Source organism: Streptomyces sp. NPDC093801 (genome assembly GCF_040701585.1).
In the GTDB taxonomy this organism is placed as follows: Bacteria; Actinomycetota; Actinomycetes; order Streptomycetales; family Streptomycetaceae; genus Streptomyces.
In genome coordinates this window covers 141,699-158,281 of the sequence record NZ_JBFBDP010000003.1, presented here as the reverse complement: position 1 = coordinate 158,281, position 16,583 = coordinate 141,699, and the positions used below count along the sequence as shown (strand labels likewise).

Genomic DNA, 16,583 nt, shown 5'->3' with positions numbered 1-16,583 from the left:
CGTCGTCAGTCAGATCATGCCGGACGGTCGGCCCGCGTGCTGGACCCGCCCGTGGCTTCGCCCGCGGCGCCGTCCGGCTCGGGGCCCGCCGCCGGGCCCGGAGCCGGGGCGGCCGCGGCGGCCCGGCGGCGGTGTTCGGCGGCCTTCTCCTCGTGGATCCGCGCCATCCGCAGGTGGTACTCCGGGTTCTCCTCCTCGTAGATGTCCGGGATCCCGTCGTGGTCCTCGTCGCGGTCCTCGGCCTCGGTCAGCCGCCGGTAGGTGCGGTTGCGCAGCTTGAGCATGACGGAGGCGATGATCGCCGCGATGAGCGAGCCGAACAGGACGGCGGCCTTGATCTCGTCGGTGAGGACGGGGTCGCCGGCGAAGGCGAGTTCGCCGATCAGCAGGGAGACCGTGAAGCCGATGCCGGCGAGGGATGCCACGGCGAGCACGTCGGGCCAGGCGAGGTCCTCGCTGAGCTCGGCCTTGGTGAAGCGGGCGGCCAGCCAGGTGCCGCCGAAGATGCCCACCGTCTTGCCGACGACCAGGCCGATGACCACGCCGAGGGTCTCGGGGCGGGTGAAGACCTGGGCGATCGCCTCGTCCGAGAGGGAGACACCGGCCGAGAGCAGGGCGAAGAGGGGCACGGCCAGGCCGGCCGACAGGGGCCGGACCAGGTGCTCGATGTGCTCCCCGGGGGAGTGCTCCTCGCCCTCCCTGCGGGTGCAGCGCAGCATGAGGCCCATGGCGACGCCGGCGATGGTGGCGTGGACGCCGCTGTTGTACATCAGGCCCCAGATGACCAGGGCGAGCGGGACGTAGACGTACCAGCCGCGGACGCCGGCGCGCAGCAGGAACCAGAACAGGACCAGGCCGGCGACGGCGCCGCCCAGCGCCGCGAAGTCGATCGTTCCGGTGAAGAACACCGCGATGATCAGGATGGCGAAGAGGTCGTCGACGACGGCCAGGGTCAGCAGGAAGGCGCGCAGGGCGGAGGGCAGCGAGGTGCCGATGACCGCGAGTACGGCGAGGGCGAAGGCGATGTCGGTGGCGGTCGGGACCGCCCAGCCGGTGGTCGACCCGCCGCCGAGGGTGTTGACCAGCAGGTAGACCAGCGCGGGTACGGCCATCCCGCAGACGGCTGCGATGACGGGGAGGGCGGCCGCCTTGGCGTCGCGCAGGTCGCCCGCGACGAGTTCGCGCTTGAGCTCGATGCCGGCGACGAAGAAGAAGACCGCGAGCAGGCCGTCGGCGGCCCAGTGCTGGAGCGAGAGGTCCAGGCCGAGGGCGGCGGGGCCTATGTGGAAGGACCGGACGCTCTCGTAGCTGTCCGAGAGGGCGGGGATGTTCGCCCACAGCAGGGCGGCGATCGCGGCTGCGAGGAGCAGGACGCCGCCTACGGTCTCGGTGCGCAGCGCGTCCGCGACGAAGCGGCGCTCGGGGAGCGAGAGCCGTCCGAGGAGCTTGCGGCGGGTTGCGGACGTGGCCACGGGGGGACCTCCGGTCGGTCGACGGCATGACACATGCAGTTGCCGACCAGACTTCCCGGCGCACCCAGAGACGTTTCTGAAGACTTTCAGACGTCAATTCTTGACGCTTCTCGTATTTTACAGGGCTCCGTGCCGTCGTATCGGGTGATCTTCACCTTAAACGGACGGAGGGCGTCCGGCGCGCTGTGCGCCGGACGCCCTCCGGGGCGGTCGTGTCCCCTGCCGCGGGTCAGTCCTCGTCGGAGGCGCTGGGCAGCTTCGTCTGGATCAGGTCCATCACGGAGGAGTCGGCGAGCGTGGTGACGTCCCCGACCGCGCGGTTCTCCGCCACGTCGCGCAGCAGACGGCGCATGATCTTGCCGGACCGGGTCTTCGGCAGCTCCTGGACCGGCAGGATCCGCTTCGGCTTGGCGATGGGTCCGAGCGTGGCACCCACGTGGTTGCGCAGTTCCCCGACCAGGCCGTCCGTCTCCGAAGCGCTGCCGCGCAGGATCACGAAGGCCACGATCGCCTGGCCGGTGGTCTCGTCGGCCGCGCCGACGACGGCGGCCTCGGCGACGGCGGGGTGCGAGACGAGCGCCGACTCCACCTCGGTGGTGGAGATGTTGTGGCCCGACACCAGCATCACGTCGTCGACCCGGCCCAGCAGCCAGATGTCGCCGTCGTCGTCCTTCTTGGCACCGTCGCCCGCGAAGTAGCGGCCCTCGAAGCGGGACCAGTAGGTGTCGATGAACCGCTGGTCGTCGCCCCAGATGGTGCGCAGCATCGACGGCCACGGCTCGGTGAGGACCAGGTAGCCGCCTCCGCCGTTCGGGACCTCGTGGCCCTCGTCGTCCACGACGGTGGCGCCGATGCCGGGCAGGGCGCGCTGGGCGGAGCCCGGCTTGGTCGCGGTGACGCCCGGGAGCGGGGAGATCATCATCGCGCCGGTCTCGGTCTGCCACCAGGTGTCCACGATCGGGCAGCGGTCGCCGCCGATGTGCTTGCGGTACCAGACCCAGGCCTCGGGGTTGATCGGCTCGCCGACCGAGCCGAGCACGCGCAGGCTCGACAGGTCGAACTTCGCGGGGATGTCGTCGCCCCACTTCATGAACGTGCGGATCGCCGTGGGCGCGGTGTAGAGGATGGTGACGCCGTACTTCTGCACGACCTCCCAGAACCGGCCCTGGTGCGGGGTGTCCGGCGTGCCCTCGTACATCACCTGGGTGGCGCCGTTGGCCAGCGGGCCGTAGACGATGTAGGAGTGCCCGGTGACCCAGCCGATGTCGGCGGTGCACCAGTAGACGTCGCTCTCCGGCTTCAGGTCGAAGACGGCGTGGTGGGTGTACGAGGCCTGCGTGAGGTACCCGCCGGAGGTGTGCAGGATGCCCTTGGGCTTACCCGTGGTCCCCGAGGTGTAGAGGATGAAGAGCGGGTGCTCGGCGTCGAAGGCCTGCGGGGCGTGCTCGGTGGACTGGCGGCCGACCACCTCGTGCCACCACAGGTCGCGGCCCTCGGTGAAGGCGGTGTCCTGGCCGGTGCGGCGGACGACGAGGACGTGCTCGACCTGCGGGCACTTGGCGACGGCCTCGTCGATCGCGGGCTTGAGCGCGCTGGGCTTGCCGCGGCGGTAGCCGCCGTCGGCGGTGATCACCAGCTTGGCGTCGGCGTCCTGGATGCGGGAGGCGACGGCGTCGGCGGAGAAGCCGCCGAAGACCACCGAGTGGGCGGCGCCGACGCGGGCGCACGCCAGCATCGCGACGACCGCCTCGGGGACCATCGGGAGGTAGACGGCGACCCGGTCGCCCGCCTGGACGCCGAGCTCGGTCAGGGCGTTGGCCGCCTGTGAGACCTCGTCCTTGAGCTGCGCGTAGGTGATCGAGCGGCTGTCGCCGGGCTCGCCCTCGAAGTGGATCGCGACGCGGTCGCCGTTGCCGGCCTCCACGTGCCGGTCCACGCAGTTGTACGCGACGTTCAGCCGGCCGTCGGCGAACCACTTCGCGAAGGGCGGGTTGCTCCAGTCGAGCGTCTCGGTGGGCTCGGTCTCCCAGGAAAGCCGTCGGGCCTGCTCCGCCCAGAAGCCCAGCCGGTCCGCGTCGGCCTGCGCGTACGCGGCGTCCTTCACGTTCGCGGCGGCGGCCAGATCGGCGGGCGGCGCGAACCGCCGCTCCTCTTTCAACAGATTGGCCAGGCTCTCGTTGCTCACGACATCTCCCTTTCCCAGGGTGTCCGTTGTCCCCGGGCATAGCTGAGTCCCCGGGGACAGCTCATCAGTCAGACGCCCAGGTGACAAGGGGTTGCCGAAAATTGGTTTAGACCTATACCACGACTGGGCCCGTACCCGGCCTCCGTACGCACGCACGGCGTGTCGGCGTCGGCCGGCGGCGCGCGAACGGCCCCCTCCCGCCGCAGGGTGCGGGAGGGGGCCGTCAGCTCGCACGGATACGGGAGGGTATCGGTTCCGGCGGGCCGCTGGTCAGGCGTTCTGCCCGACGCTGTCGAAAACCCGACAGTCGAAGAAGTCCTCGCCGGCGGAGAGGAGATAGGCCTGGGCCTCACCCACGTGGAAGTACATCCCGTGCAGTTCCAGCGCCCCCTCGGCGAGGCGCCGGGCCACCGATTCGTGGGCCCGCAGGTGCTCCAGCTGCTGCACCACGTTGGTCAGGCAGAGCTGCTCCACGGCGTCGGCCGGGAGCCGCCCGGAGATCCGGGCCCAGGCGTGGTGCCGGCTGCCCATCCGCTCCAGGCTGGGCAGGCCGTGGCGCAGCCAGCGGCTGAGCGGGGTCGTCGGGGTGCCCGGTCGGGAGTTCAGCAGGGCCTGCATCGCACCGCAGCCCGAGTGCCCGCACACCGTGATGCTGGCGACCTCCAGCACGTCCACCGCGTACTCGATGGCCGCCGCGACGGAATCGTCGCCGGACTCCGCACCGGGCAGCGGGACGAGGTTGCCCACGTTGCGCACGGTGAACAGGTCGCCCGGTCCGCTGGCGGTGATCATGCTGGTGACCAGGCGGGAGTCCGCGCAGGTCAGGAAGAGCTGAGAGGGCCGCTGACCCTCGCGCGCCAGCCGGGCCAGCTCCTCGCGCACATGCGGGGCGGTGTCCCGCTGGAAGGCGCCGATCCCGCTCGCGAGTTGGCCCGCCCCGCGCCGCCGGGCCGCGGCCGCCGGGGAGCCGGAGGCTCCGGGGGCGCCGGACACCGGACGCCCGGGCGCGCCCCCGGCCTCGACCCCGCCCTCCCCGCCCGCCGGCGCGGGCTGCGCCGCCAGGACCGCCCGGTGGTCGCAGTGGTTCTGCCAGGGCGTCCAGGGGCGGCAGCACTGGTGCGTCCCCCGGCCCGCCTCGGCCCGGTGGCTTCCGGCCGCCGCACCCTCCCGCACGCCCCCGTCGGCGTGCCCGTCCCCGGGGGACCCGGAGCCGCCGGACGGGCCCGGGGGTCCGCCGGAGATCGCCGCGCCGCCCCGGCCGGTCAGTTCGAGCGAGCCGCCGTGCGCCAGGTGCGACTCCTGCCAGTCGTGCAGGGTCTCGTAGGCGGCGTGGTCCATGAACGATCCGTCGAGCTCGACCACCGCGCTCCCGCCGTGCGGGACCTGGTTCAGCACCCGGCTCAGCCGGGGCACGGCCAGGAAGGTCAACTGCCCGTGCACCGCGATCCGGTGGACGCCGTCGGCCTCCGCGACCGTGATCCGCGTCCGGGCCAGCCGGTGCAGGGCCAGGGCCACGGCGACCGCGATCCCGACGGCCACCCCTTCCAGCACCCCGCCCAGCACCACGGCCGCGATCGTGGTCGCGTAGACCAGGATCTCGCGGTGCCGCGAGACGGTCCGCAGGTGCGTGATGCTGACCATCTGGACTCCGACGAACATCACCAGCGCGGCCAGGGCCGCGAGGGGGATCAGGTCCAGGACCGGGACGAGCAGACCGGCCGCGAGCACCACCCACAGGCCGTGGAACATGGCCGATTTCCTGCTGACGGCACCCGACTTGACGTTCGCCACGCTGCGCACGGCCACCCCCGTGATCGGCAGTCCGCCCAGCAGTCCGGAGACGATGTTCGCCGCGCCCTGGCCGCGCAGTTCGCGGTCGAGGTCGGCGCGGGGCGGGCGGTCCTCCGTACCGCGTTCGGAGGCGATCAGTTTGTCGGTGGCGACCGAGGACAGCAGGGACTCCACGCTGCCGACCAGCGTGATCGTCAGGACGGCGGCGATCAGCCCGAGCACCGGCCCCTGGGGCGGTTCGGGCAGCGCGTGGCTGCTCCAGGACGGCAGGTCGACCCGGGGCAGCGACAGCCCGGCGAGCGCCGCGAACGCCGTGGCCGAGGCGACGGCGGCCAGCGCGGCGGGCACCTTGCGCAGGGCGCGGCCCGCCCGTCCGGGCAGCCGGTTCCAGCCGAGCAGGACGCACAGCGTCAGCGCGCTCGCCGCCAGGGCAGCCGGATGCGGATCGGCCAACTGGGCGGGCAGGCCGAGCACGTTGGCCACGGCCGAGCTCTGCGGGGTGCCGCCGAGCACGATGTGCAGCTGGGCCAGCGCGATGGTCACGCCGATGCCCGCGAGCATCCCGTGCACGATGGCCGGGCTCACCATGAGCGCGGACCGTGCGGTGCGCAGGAAGGCGAGGGCGAGCTGGCAGCAGCCCGCCAGGACGGTGATGGCGCAGGTGGTGCGCCATCCGTAGCGCTGGATCAACTCGGCGGTCACGACCGTGAGTCCGGCGGCGGGGCCGCTCACCTGGAGCGGCGCTCCGCCGAGCAGCCCGGCCACGATCCCGCCCGCGGCCGCGGCCACCAGCCCGGCCTGGAGGGGGGCGCCGGTGGCCAGTGCGATGCCCAGGGAGAGCGGCAGGGCGATCAGGAAGACGGCTGCGGACGCGGACAGGTCGGCCGGCAGGTCCTTGCGGAAGTTCCCCGCGCCCCACGGCTTCTGGTGGGCAGAGGGGGCTGGTGCGGTGGCTGTCATGGGTTCCCGTCTCCTCTGCGGAGGGATGAAGCGGCGGGATTCTCAACACTCGGTAAATGGATGGTAATGGAGAGTAAAGAAGGTTGGGGGGAAATCCTGGCATGCGGCCTAGGAACTCCCTCTTGGGAGTGATTAAGCATTTTGTCTGGCTTGTCACACCTTCCTAAAAGAGCACCGCATGGGACGTTGCGTCGCGAACGTCCTGCATCGGTACTGCGAGGGAGAGGTGTGCGGATGATGGCCGCCACGAAGAAGATCGCCGGCGGGCTGGTCGCCACGGCCCTGGTCCTGTGCGCCGCCGGGTGCAGCGGCTCGGGGTCCGCGGGGCGTGCGGCCCCCGGCGGGTCGAACGGGAGGAAGGGTGCCGCCGCCCCGGAGGCACCCGGCAGCGCCAACCGGCTCATCGGCGACGGATCGACCGCCTACACCGGTCCGCAGCCGAACGTGCAGAAGCCGCAGAAGCTGAAGCCCGGTGAGAAGCCGCCGCAGTTCGTGGTGTTCTCGTGGGACGGGGCCGGCGAGGACAGCCAGAAGCTCTTCTCCCACTTCCGCGAGGTCGGCAAGGAGCACAACGCGCGGATGACCTACTTCCTCAGCGGCGTGTACATGCTGCCCGAGGAGAAGCGTTCCCTCTACACCGCGCCGCAGCACTCGCCGGGCCGCTCCGACATCGGGTTCGGCGACCTCCAGGGCATCAGGGACACCGCCGACCAGGTCCGCGCGGCCTGGCTGGAGGGCAACGAGATCGGCACCCACTTCAACGGCCACTTCTGCGGCCCCGACGGCGGCGTGGGCACGTGGTCCGTCGAGGAGTGGAAGAGCGAGATCAACCAGGCCAAGTCCTTCGTCAAGAACTGGAAGACGAACGCCGGCCTGAAGGACATGGAGCCGCTCCCGTTCGACTACGACAAGGAGCTCATCGGCGCCCGGACCCCCTGCCTCGAAGGGCAGAAGAACTTCATGCTGGCGGCCAAGGACATGGGCTTCCGCTACGACTCCAGCGGGATCAGCAAGCAGGTCTGGCCGAAGAAGACGGACGGGCTCTGGGACCTCCCGCTCCAGCTGGTGCCGATGCCCGGCCGGGCCTTCGACACGCTGAGCATGGACTACAACTACATGGTCAACCAGTCCGGCACGACCACCCAGGGCGACCCCTCGCAGCACCAGTACTGGGGCGACCAGATGCGCGACGGCCTCAAGCAGGCCTTCGACCGGGCCTACCAGGGCAACCGCGCACCGCTGATCATCGGCAACCACTTCGAGTCCTGGAACGGCGGCACCTACATGCGCGCCGTCGAGGAGTCCATCAAGAGCATGTGCACCCAGAAGGAGGTCCGCTGCGTGCCCTTCCGGGAGCTGGCCGACTGGCTGGACGCCCAGGACCCCAAGACGCTGGACTGGCTGCGGACCCTGGAGGTCGGGCAGGCGCCGAAGGAGGGCTGGACGAAGTTCCTCACCGCGGGGCCGCCGGCCGCCCCGGCCGCCCCGGCGGCGGGCAGGGTCAAGCCGGCTGAGGGGCCGGCCGGCGAGCCGGACGAGGGCTGACCAGGCCCTCGTGGAGGACGAAGCCGGGGTCGACCTGCTCCGCCAGGTCGGCCCCGGTCTTGGCGTTGCCCCAGCTCTCCGCGTTGCGCAGGTGGAAGTGGACCATCTGCTCGGTGTACTTGTCCCAGTCGCGGCCGGAGTAGGAGTCCTCGGCCGCGTGCCGGAGGGTCTCCAGGGCGAGCCGGTTGGCCGCCTCCAGCAGCTCGAAGGCGGCCGGGCGGCCCCGCTCCATCGCCCGCACCCAGTCGGAGTGGCCGAAGGTGACCAGCAGGTCATCGCCCACCTCGTCCTGGAGGAACTCGATGTCCTCCGGACCCTGGACCTTGTTGCCGACGACCCGCAGCGAGACGCCGAAGTCCCGGGCGTACTCCTTGTACTGGCGGTAGACCGAGACCCCCTTGCGGGTCGGCTCGGCCACCAGGAAGGTCATGTCGAAGCGGGTGAACATGCCCGAGGCGAAGGAGTCCGAGCCGGCCGTCATGTCGACGACGACGTACTCGTGCGGCCCGTCGACCAGGTGGTTGAGGCAGAGCTCCACCGCCCCGACCTTCGAGTGGTAGCAGGCCACCCCCAGGTCGGACTCGGTGAAGGGGCCGGTCGCCATCAGCCGCACGGAGTCCCCGTCGAGCAGCAGCGTGCGCGCGCAGGCCTCGTAGACCGGGTTGTCCTCGTCCACCCGCAGGAGGCGCGAACCCGCCCCGGGCGGCGTGGTCTTGATCATGCTGTCGGCCGAGGCGATGCGCGGGTTCGAGCCGCGCAGGTACTCCTTGATCAGGGGCAGGTGCGCGCCCAGCGCCGGCAGCGCCGCGGCCTCCTCCTCGGCGAGCCCGAGGGCGGCTCCGAGGTGCTGGTTGATGTCGGCGTCCACCGCGACGACGGGGGCTCCACTGGCTGCGAGGTGGCGGATGAAGAGGGAGGACAGCGTCGTCTTCCCACTGCCTCCCTTTCCCACGAAAGCGATCTTCATGTTCACCAAGAGTAGTTGATCGAACGCGGGGTGTGGTCGGGGTGAGTGAAGAAGACCACTCCAAGGAGGGGTCGGTGCCGGGGGTCCGCAGTGCGTAGGCTCCCTACTTATGAGTAGCGCTTCTGACCCGCTGGCGGCCCTGGGTGCCCTCCCGGGCGTCGCAGAGTCCGTGGAATCCGTACGCAAGGCCGTGGACCGGGTCTACGGGCACCGGGTCATGCGCCGGCGCAGCGGGGAGATCACCTCGGAGGCCGCACTGCGCGGCGCCCGGGGGAGCGCGGCGCTGTCGGGGGCCGACTGGGCGCTGGAGGAGGTGCGCCGCCGGACGGACTTCGGCGCGGACCCGGAGGCGCTGGCGGTCGGCGCGGCCCTGCGCCTGACGGCGGAGGCCGGCCAGCTGCTGAGCATCTGGCGCCAGTCGCCGATGCGGGTCCTGGCCCGGCTCCACCTGGTCGCGTCCGGTTCGGCCGAGGCGGGCGATGTGGTGGGCCGTCCGCGCCTGGCCGGTGAGCCGGTGGACGAGCCGCTGGTCGACCTTCCGCTTCCGGATGCCGACGAGGCCGCGGGCCGGCTCGACGGGCTGTCGAGGGTGGTCATCGCGGGCGGGTCGGCTCCGGCCCTGGTCACCGCCGCGGTGGTGCACGGCGAGCTGCTGGCCCTGCGCCCCTTCGCCTCGTACAACGGCCTGGTCGCGCGGGCCGCCGAGCGGATCGTGCTGATCAACAGCGGTCTGGACCCGAAGGCGATCTGCCCGGCGGAGGTCGGGCACGCCGAACAGGGGTCCGAGGCCTACCTGGAGGCCTTCAAGGGCTACGTCTCCGGCACCGCGGACGGGATGGCGGCCTGGATCGCGCACTGCGGGCGTGCGATCGAGCTCGGTGCGCGCGAGTCGACGGCGGTCTGCGAGGCGCTCCAGCGCGGCGCGGCGTAGGTTCCCGGCGGCGTGGGTCCGGGGCGGACGGGGCGCGGATGTGCGCCGGCCGCCCGGGCAACGGGTTGCGGCGACACCGTCCTGCTCTGGTGTCGCCGCTGGCATTCGCGCCCAGTTACCAAGCGTCCTCGAAGGTGCCCATCAGGCCGGGTACTTTGCCCGTGGCCTGGTGCGGCTGGCCCGTAATCGACGGGTCGACGTCGCGTGGGTGCTCGGCGCTCCTGCTTCGGTCCGTGGGCCTTACTGCGTTTTAAAGATGATCCTCTCGGATGTTCTTTGGTCTCGCGGGCCGTGACTCCTTTGTACCTCGCTTCGCGGCGGAGTGAAACCCCTGGCCCGAGTTCTTTACTTTCCGGGGCGATCCCGGGTGATTCGGACAGTCCATATCGGCCCAGGCCGGGACGATTCTTCGCCCCGGAACGGCGTGGAACTCAGGTCGACGCGAGGGTCGCGGCGGCCCGCCGGCGGCTCGCGTACCAGACCAGCCCGGCGGTGACGGCGGCCGCGCCGACCGCCGCGGCGGCGACGAGCGCGGGCCGCGCGGGCACGGAGAGCCCGGGCAGCCGCTGCTTCAGCCGCACGGGCTTGCTGAACACCAGTACCGGCCACTCCCGCGCGACCGCCTCGCGCCTCAAGGCCCGGTCGGGATTGACCGCGTGCGGGTGCCCGACGGCCTCCAGCATCGGCACGTCGGTGATCGAGTCGCTGTACGCGTAGCACCGCGCGAGGTCGTAGCCTTCGGACTCGGCCAGCTCCCGCACGGCTTCCGCCTTCGTGGGTCCGTAGGCGTAGTACTCGATCTCCCCGGTGAAGCAGCCGTCCTCACCGACCACCATGCGGGTGGCAACGACCCGGTCCGCGCCGAGCATCTCGCCGATGGGCTCGACGACTTCGGCACCGGAACTCGAGACGATCACCACGTCGCGGCCCGCGGTGTGGTGGGCCTCGATGAGGGACGCGGCCTCGTCGTAGATGATCGGGTCGATCAGGTCGTGCAGTGCTTCGGCGACGATCTCCCGCACCTGCCGGACGTTCCACCCCTTGCAGAGGGCGGACAGGTACTCGCGCATCCGCTCCATCTGGTCGTGGTCGGCGCCGCCGGCCAGGAAGATGAACTGGGTGTACGCGGTCCGCAGCACGGCCCGACGGTTGATCAGGCCACCCTGGTAGAAGGACTTGCTGAACGTCAGGGCGCTGGACTTCGCAATGACCGTCTTGTCCAGGTCGAAGAAGGCGGCGGTCCGAGGCGAGGAGTGCGGCAAGGGCTGATTTTCCACGACCCGAGCATATGCGCCCACCATTCGGCGTAAGGTGTGGCGCGTGGGTTTGCCTGAGAGGGCTCTCGGGTACACCATGGAAGTCACGGATCGTTCGCGACCGTGCTAACCCGGTCTGGCTCCTCCCCCCCCCGAGTCGGACCGTGGGGACGACCCCCGCTCTCCCCCCCGGCGGGGGTCGTCGCATGTCCGGACGCGGTTCGCGCCCCCATCCCGCGTCTTCGACGGACATCCTCCCGGCCCTTCCGCTTCGGCGGACCCGCCCGGCGCAGGTCCTCGCACCCTCCGACGCATCGCGCTGCGTAGTCGTTCCGGCGCACTCCGGAACTCACTCGCCGGGGTGGAGAAGATATTCACAAGTGCCTTCTTGTCCACAGTTTTCCAGCAAGATCCACTTCTTTTTCCCGATCCCTCCACCGTGATTCCAGCCGCGAAGTCCGCGGCGTGTGGATTTGCAGCGAGAAGGGGCGGAGATCGTGGCTGGATCGAAGTCGTGTGAAGCGCCGGTGCCCGTCGTGGCGGGTGGGAGCGGGCTGTCCGCCCGGGGCGCGGGGGCCGGGCCGGCGGGCGGGCGACCGCTGATCATCACCGAGGACCCGCTGCTGCTCGACGACCTGCTGCGGCTGTGCGCCGCCGCGGGCGCCGAGCCGCACGTGCACCACGCGGTGCCGCAGCGGAGCGGCCCCGGGGACGACCGGGCCGGCGGGGACGGTGCGGGCGGCGCCGGGCCCCGCGCGGGCACCGGCTGGGACACCGCCCCGCTGGTCCTGGTCGGGGACGACGCCGCGCGCCGGGTCCGCGGGGCGCCGCGCCGGGACGGGGTCCTCCTCGTCGGCCGGGACCTCGACGACCCGTTCGTGTGGCAGCGGGCGGTGGAGATCGGCGCCGAGGAGGTGCTGCGGCTGCCCGATGCCGAGAACCGGCTCGTCGACCGCCTCGCCGATGTCGTCGAAGGGGCCGGACGGCCCGCCCTCACCGTCGGGGTCATCGGCGGCAGCGGCGGAGCCGGGGCGTCTACCCTCGCCTGCGCCCTCGCGCTCCGGGCCGCCCGGGCCGGGGAGCGCACCATCCTCGTCGACGGGGACCCCCTCGGCGGGGGCATGGACGTCCTGCTCGGCGGGGAGGGCGCCGAGGGGCTGCGCTGGCCGGACTTCGCCGCCTCCCGCGGCCGGGTCGGGGCCGGAGCGCTGGAGGAATCCCTCCCCGAGCTGCACGCGCTGCGAGTGCTGAGCTGGGACCGCGGGGACCGGGTGGTGGTACCGCCCGCCGCGATGCGGTCGGTCGTGGCCGCCGCGCGCCGGCGGGGCGGGGTGGTCGTGGTCGACCTGCCCCGCCGGGTGGACGAGGCCGTGGCGGAGGTGCTGGCCCAGCTGGACCTCGTCCTGCTGGTGGTCCCCGGCGAACTGAGGTCGGTGGCCGCGGCCGGGCGGGTCGCCGCCGGGGTGCGGATGGTGGCCCGGGACGTCCGCGTGGTCGTACGGGGCCGCTGCCGGCAGGGGCTCGACGCCGAAGCGGTCGCGGGCCTGCTGGGAGCGCCGCTGGCCGGCGAGGTGCCGGTGGAGGTGGGGCTCCCGGGACGGGTGGCCGAGGGGGAACCGCCGGGCGCGCGGGGCGCGTTGGCTCGCTTCTGCGACGGGTTCTGGCAGCGGGCGCTCGGCTCCGCACAGGAGGTGCCGGCATGAGCGCGGTCCTGCTGGACGCCGTCCGCCGACGGCTCGCCGAGAGCGGTGCCGAGCCCACGCCGGCCCGGGTCGCGGCGGCCCTGCGGGCGCAGGGCCGGCTGCTCGGGGACGCGGAAGTGCTGGGCGCAGCGGCCGAGTTGCGGTCCGAGCTCGTCGGTGCGGGCCCCTTGGAGCGGCTGCTCGACGACCCCGGGGTGACCGACGTGCTGGTGGCCGCCCCGGACCGGGTGTGGGTGGACCGGGGCGGTGGGCTGGAACTGACGGCCGTGACCTTCCCGGACGCCGAGGCGGTACGGAGGCTGGCCCAGCGGCTCGCCGCCGTCGCGGGGCGGCGGCTGGACGACGCCCGGCCCTGGGTGGACGCCCGGATGCCGGACGGCACCCGCCTGCACGCCGTCCTCCCGCCGGTGGCCGTCGGGTCGGCGTGCCTGTCGCTGCGGGTGGTGCGGCCCAAGGCGTTCACGCTGGACGAGCTGGTCGCCGCGGGGACCCTGCCGCCGGGCGGGCAGCGGCTGCTGCGGGCGATGGTCGAGGCCCGGCTGTCCTTCCTCGTCTCGGGCGGGACGGGCACGGGCAAGACCACCCTCCTCAGCGCCCTGCTCGGACTGGTCGGGCCCGCCGAACGGATCGTGCTGGCCGAGGACTCCGCCGAACTGCGGCCGGACCACCCCCACGTGGTGCGGCTGGAGACGCGGCCCGCCAACCAGGAGGGCGCGGGGCTGGTCACACTGGCCGACCTGGTGCGGCAGGCCCTGCGGATGCGCCCCGACCGGCTGGTGGTCGGCGAGGTCCGCGGCGCCGAGGTGGCCGATCTGCTGGCCGCCCTGAACACCGGGCACGAAGGGGGCTGCGGCACGGTCCACGCCAACGCCGCCGAGCACGTCCCGGCCCGGCTGGAGGCGCTCGGCACCGCCGCCGGGCTCGACCGGGCCGCCCTGCACAGCCAGGTGGCGGCCGCGCTGACCCTCGTGGTCCATCTGGTCCGGGACCGGTCGGGGCGCCGGCGGGTGGCCGAGGTGCACGTGCTGGAGCGGGATCCCGCCGGGCTGGTGGTGACCGTCCCCGCGCTGCGCTGGGGAATGCGCGGCTTCGTACGGGAGCGGGGCTGGGAGCGCCTCGGTCCGCTGCTGCGGGGTGTCCGGTGAACGCCGGGGTGCCCGGGGCGGTGCCGGTGTTCGCCGCGGTGCTCTGCGCCGGTGCGGCCGCCTGGGGGCTGGCCGGGGGCGGTGGGGCGGCCCGCCGGGCCCGGCTGGTGCTGGCGGGGGGAGTTCCGGCCGTGCCGCGCGGGCCGTCCCCCGGATGGCGGCTGGTGGCCGCGGCACGGGTGCGGGCCGCCCGGTGGCGGGAGGGGGCGGCGCTCGCGGCCGGTGTGCTGGTCGCCGTCCTCGGCGGTTCGGTGATCCCGCTGGTGCTGGGGGCGGCCTCGGTGCCGCTGCTGCGCCGGTGGCTGCGGGCCCGGGAGCGCGAGCGGGCGCGGGCCGCCCGGGCCGGCGCGGTGGTGGCGCTGTGCGCGGCCGTGGTCGGGGAGCTGAGGGCGGGTGCCCAGCCCGGTCCGGCGCTGACGGCGGCGGTACGGCGTACGGCGGCCGCTCCGGACGGCCCGGGACCGGCCGAGACGGCCGTCCTGGCGGCCGCGGCGTTCGGCGGTGACGTGGCCTGCGCCCTGGGCGAGGCGGCGCGGGAGCCGGGCGCGGAGGGGCTGGCCGGGATGGCGGCCTGCTGGCGGGTCTCGGTGGACGGCGGCGCGGGCCTCGCGGCGGGGCTGGACCGGCTGGAGGGCGCCCTGCGGGCCGAGCGGGACCGGAAGGAGTCGCTGCGGGCCCAGCTGGCCGGAGCGAGGTCGACGGCGGTGGTGCTCGCGCTGCTGCCGCTGGTGGGGTTGCTGATGGGGACCGCGCTCGGGGCGGATCCGCTGCGGGTGCTGCTGCACTCCCCGGTGGGGTGGGGCTGCCTGGCGGCGGGTGGGGTGCTGGAGGCGCTGGGGCTGCTGTGGTGCCGGCGGATCGTACGGACGGGGGAGCGGTGAGGGGCGGGCCGGCGGTCCACAGCCTGGGGACGGCGCTGTGCCTTGGGGCGGCGGTGTGGTGCCTGGCGTCGGCGGTGTCGGCGCGGATGGGGAAGCGGGTGGTGCGGCGCAGGCTCGCCGCGGTCATACCGGCGGCCGGGCCCGTGCGGCGCGGGCCGCGGTGGGGGCCCCGGGTGCGGACGGCGGCCGTGGCCTGGGCGGGGCCCGCAGGGGCGCTGCTGGCGGCCTGGGCGCTGGTCGGCGGGGTGTGGGGGCCGGCGGCCGGGTGCGCTGCGGCGGCGGTCGTGCGGTGGTGGTCGCTGCGGCCCCGGCCACCCGCCGGGGTCGACCCCCGGGAGGCGGAACGGGAGCTGCCGTTCGCGGCGGACCTGCTGGCCGCCTGTCTGGCGGCGGGCGCGGGGCCGGTGGAGGCGGCCGAGGTGGTGGGGGAGTCGCTGGGGGGCCCGGTGGGCGAGCGGCTGGCGCTCGCGGGGGCGGAGCTGCGGCTCGGCGGTGAACCGGGCGCGGCGTGGGGGAGCTTGGCGGGGATGCCCGGGGCCCGGGGGCTGGCGGACTGCCTGGAGCGCGCCGCGCGGACGGGGGCTCCCGCGGCGGAGCCGGTCTCCCGGCTGGCGGCGGCCCTGAGGGCGGACCGGTCCCGGCGGGCGGCCGCCCGGGCGCAGCGGGCCGCGGTGCTCGTCACCGCGCCGGTGGGGCTGTGCTTCCTCCCCGCGTTCCTCGCGGTCGGGGTGGCACCGGTGGTGATCGGAATGGCGTCCGGCCTGCTGTCGGCCGGCTGAAATCCCGGAGCCCCCGTGCTCCGCCGGGGAGTTCCGGAATCACAAACCTGAAATCACATCAAGAACGTAATCCCACAGGAGGTTGTCATGAGGATCTTCGTGTTTCGTCTGCGGGCGGCTCTGAGGCGTCGCGGGAGCGACGCGGGAATGTCGACGTCGGAATACGCCATGGGCACGATCGCGGCCTGTGCGTTCGCCGCGGTTCTGTACAAGGTGGTGACGAGTGACGTGGTCTCGGCGGCACTCCAGTCGACCATCGGGAAGGCACTCGATGCGCCCTTCTGAGCGAAAGCCGCCGCCCTTTGCGGACAGGGGGTCCGCGGACGGGGGATCGGCCGACCGGGGCTATGTGACAGCGGAGGCGGCGCTCGTCATTCCCGCGCTGGTGCTGTTCGCGGCGCTGCTGGTGTGGGCGCTGATGGCGGCGGCCGCGCAGATCCGGTGTGTGGACGCCGCCCGGGCCGGTGCCCGGGCGGCGGCCCGGTCGGAACCCGTCGAGGCGGCGCTCGCGGCGGCCCGGCAGGCGGCCCCGCCGGGGGCGCGGGTGGAGCTGGAGCGGACCGGGGACCTGTGGCGGGTGCGGGTGGCGGCGCCCGCCCCGGGGCCGGCCGGGCTGCCGGTACGGATCGGGGCCCGGGCGGTGGCCCTGGCCGAGGACGGCGTCGGGCCGCCGCCGTGAGCCGGGACCGGGGTTCCGCGACGGTGTGGGCCACCGTGGTGGCCACGGCGCTGGTGGCGGTGTTCGGGGGCGTGCTGCTGCTCGGGCAGGCGGTGGTGGCCCGGCACCGGGCGGGCGCCGCGGCCGATCTGGCGGCCCTCGCGGCGGCGGCCACCTGGGCGCACGGCCCGCGGGCCGCCTGCGCGGCGGCCGGACGGGTGGCGGCGGCCCAGGGGGCGGCGGTGGCCGGGTGCCGCGTCGGGGGCGAGGTGGCCGAGGTCACCGCGGTCGTCCGGGCCGGCCCCTTCGC

13 protein-coding genes and 1 pseudogene are annotated in these 16,583 nt (G+C 73.7%); 9 read left to right on the top strand and 5 right to left on the bottom strand.

Translation table 11 applies throughout. The annotated features are described in order from the left end of the window. Positions 1 to 14 precede the first annotated feature (14 nt). The 3 genes from nhaA to AB0469_RS04170 form a co-directional block, all read right to left on the bottom strand. The gene (nhaA, locus tag AB0469_RS04180; protein WP_366449762.1) at positions 15 to 1,472 is read right to left on the bottom strand and encodes a Na+/H+ antiporter NhaA; all 1,458 of its coding nucleotides are present in this window, start codon (positions 1,470 to 1,472) and stop codon (positions 15 to 17) included. Between the two features lie 229 nt (positions 1,473 to 1,701). Continuing rightward, positions 1,702 to 3,657, bottom strand: coding sequence for an acetate--CoA ligase (acs, locus tag AB0469_RS04175; RefSeq protein ID WP_366449761.1), 1,956 nt, complete (start codon positions 3,655 to 3,657; stop codon positions 1,702 to 1,704). Positions 3,658 to 3,927: 270 nt separating this feature from the next. Continuing rightward, on the bottom strand, positions 3,928 to 6,408 hold the full coding sequence (locus AB0469_RS04170) for a SulP family inorganic anion transporter (protein WP_366449760.1): 2,481 nt from the start codon (positions 6,406 to 6,408) through the stop codon (positions 3,928 to 3,930). Positions 6,409 to 6,642: 234 nt separating this feature from the next. Here AB0469_RS04170 and AB0469_RS04165 point away from each other — a divergent pair, with 234 nt between their 5' ends. Next, on the top strand, positions 6,643 to 7,953 hold the full coding sequence (locus AB0469_RS04165; RefSeq protein WP_366449759.1) for a hypothetical protein: 1,311 nt from the start codon (positions 6,643 to 6,645) through the stop codon (positions 7,951 to 7,953). Here the strand turns inward: AB0469_RS04165 and AB0469_RS04160 are convergent. Then, complete coding sequence (locus AB0469_RS04160) at positions 7,910 to 8,920, bottom strand: ATP-binding protein (RefSeq protein ID WP_366449758.1); 1,011 nt, start codon at positions 8,918 to 8,920, stop codon at positions 7,910 to 7,912. The two genes, AB0469_RS04165 and AB0469_RS04160, sit on opposite strands and share 44 nt — an antisense overlap. Before the next feature lie 109 nt (positions 8,921 to 9,029). On the opposite strand from AB0469_RS04160, the gene AB0469_RS04155 reads away from it, so the two are divergent. After that, positions 9,030 to 9,851: an oxidoreductase gene (locus AB0469_RS04155; protein WP_366449757.1), complete on the top strand. Its 822-nt coding sequence runs from the start codon at positions 9,030 to 9,032 to the stop codon at positions 9,849 to 9,851. Between the two features lie 431 nt (positions 9,852 to 10,282). Here the strand turns inward: AB0469_RS04155 and AB0469_RS04150 are convergent, their stop codons facing one another. Then, positions 10,283 to 11,152, bottom strand: coding sequence for an HAD-IB family hydrolase (locus AB0469_RS04150; protein ID WP_366449756.1), 870 nt, complete (start codon positions 11,150 to 11,152; stop codon positions 10,283 to 10,285). A 491-nt stretch (positions 11,153 to 11,643) separates the two neighbouring features. Between AB0469_RS04150 and ssd the strand changes: the two genes are divergently transcribed. From ssd to AB0469_RS04115, 7 genes and pseudogenes are all read left to right on the top strand, one after another. Next, on the top strand, positions 11,644 to 12,810 hold the full coding sequence (gene ssd / locus AB0469_RS04145; protein WP_366449943.1) for a septum site-determining protein Ssd: 1,167 nt from the start codon (positions 11,644 to 11,646) through the stop codon (positions 12,808 to 12,810). Continuing rightward, entirely contained in the window at positions 12,807 to 13,955 is a 1,149-nt protein-coding gene (locus AB0469_RS04140) for a TadA family conjugal transfer-associated ATPase (RefSeq protein ID WP_366449755.1), read from the top strand. The genes ssd and AB0469_RS04140 overlap by 4 nt, the downstream gene beginning before the upstream one ends. Beyond that, positions 13,952 to 14,836, top strand: a complete 885-nt coding sequence (locus AB0469_RS04135) for a hypothetical protein (RefSeq protein WP_366449754.1) — start codon at positions 13,952 to 13,954, stop codon at positions 14,834 to 14,836. Before AB0469_RS04140 ends, AB0469_RS04135 begins: the two co-directional genes overlap by 4 nt. A gap of 86 nt (positions 14,837 to 14,922) precedes the next feature. Further along, positions 14,923 to 15,615: a type II secretion system F family protein gene (locus AB0469_RS04130; RefSeq protein ID WP_366449753.1), complete on the top strand. Its 693-nt coding sequence runs from the start codon at positions 14,923 to 14,925 to the stop codon at positions 15,613 to 15,615. An 87-nt stretch (positions 15,616 to 15,702) separates the two neighbouring features. Further along, on the top strand, positions 15,703 to 15,900 hold the full coding sequence (locus tag AB0469_RS04125; protein ID WP_366449752.1) for a DUF4244 domain-containing protein: 198 nt from the start codon (positions 15,703 to 15,705) through the stop codon (positions 15,898 to 15,900). Beyond that, entirely contained in the window at positions 15,887 to 16,294 is a 408-nt protein-coding gene (locus tag AB0469_RS04120) for a TadE family type IV pilus minor pilin (protein ID WP_366449751.1), read from the top strand. Before AB0469_RS04125 ends, AB0469_RS04120 begins: the two co-directional genes overlap by 14 nt. Further along, positions 16,186 to 16,551, top strand: a pseudogene (locus tag AB0469_RS04115) (Rv3654c family TadE-like protein); the annotation flags it as partial. The gene AB0469_RS04120 and the pseudogene AB0469_RS04115, both read left to right, overlap by 109 nt. Positions 16,552 to 16,583: the final 32 nt, after the last annotated feature.